The sequence below is a fragment of the Dermacoccus sp. Ellin185 genome (genome assembly GCF_000152185.1).
In the GTDB taxonomy this organism is placed as follows: domain Bacteria; phylum Actinomycetota; class Actinomycetes; order Actinomycetales; family Dermatophilaceae; genus Dermacoccus; species Dermacoccus nishinomiyaensis.
This window is the reverse complement of record NZ_AEIQ01000100.1, coordinates 1-768: the sequence shown is the minus strand read 5'-3', so window position 1 is coordinate 768 and position 768 is coordinate 1. Positions and strand designations below refer to the sequence as shown.

The 768-nt window shown below is 76.2% G+C and carries 1 pseudogene; it reads left to right on the top strand.

Going from position 1 to position 768, the window contains the following annotated elements:
- A pseudogene (locus tag HMPREF0321_RS11605) lies at positions 1–768 on the top strand (hypothetical protein); the annotation flags it as partial.

Below are 768 nucleotides of genomic sequence, written 5' to 3'. Positions count from 1 at the left end.
GCGCGAGGTGCGAGCCGTGCCGCCGACGACGAAGCCGCCCGCACCCTGCTGCGCGCACGCGCCCAGGAGGCGGCGGACGTCATCGCCGAATGGCCCGCCGACCGGCTGGCTTCGGTGCGCCGCACCCTCGACGACGCGGCGTCTGTGGCCGGGGCGCTGAGGCTGCACGCGCGCGCCGGCACCGCGGCTGCGGATGCCGAACGCGCGGTGGAGGCCGTCACGCGGGCCGAGACGGCGCTGCGCGAACGGGGCGTGCACGTGCCCGAGAGTGGCTGGCCCTCCCCCGAGCTCACCGACGGCTGGTTCGAGGCGGTGAGTGACGCGCTGCGTCACGCCGAGTCGAGCGCACGCGATGTGGCATCGGCGCAGACGCGCGAGGTTCGTGCAGTGGCGCAGCTGCATGACGCAGAGGCGCGTCTCGCCGAGGCCCAGGCAGCGACCACGCGGGCCGAAGGCGCCGTGACGCGCGCCGGCCAGCAGCACGACCAGGTCGCGACACTCGTGGCGACGCTGCCTGACCCGTCAGATGCGCAGGCTGCCCTGGCGCGACTGCGCCGTGAGGCGGCGCGTCGCCCTGAGCTGGCCCACGCCCTCGCGAAGGCCGAGGCACGCGAGACCGAAGCCGTACGCGCCCACGCGGCGGCGGAGCGCGAAGTGCTGCGGCTGCGCGAGGCGCGTCTGGCCGGCATCGCGGGCGAACTGGGTGCAGCGCTCGCACCTGACGAACCGTGCCCCGTGTGCGGTTCAGCCACGCACCCGAGCCCGGCG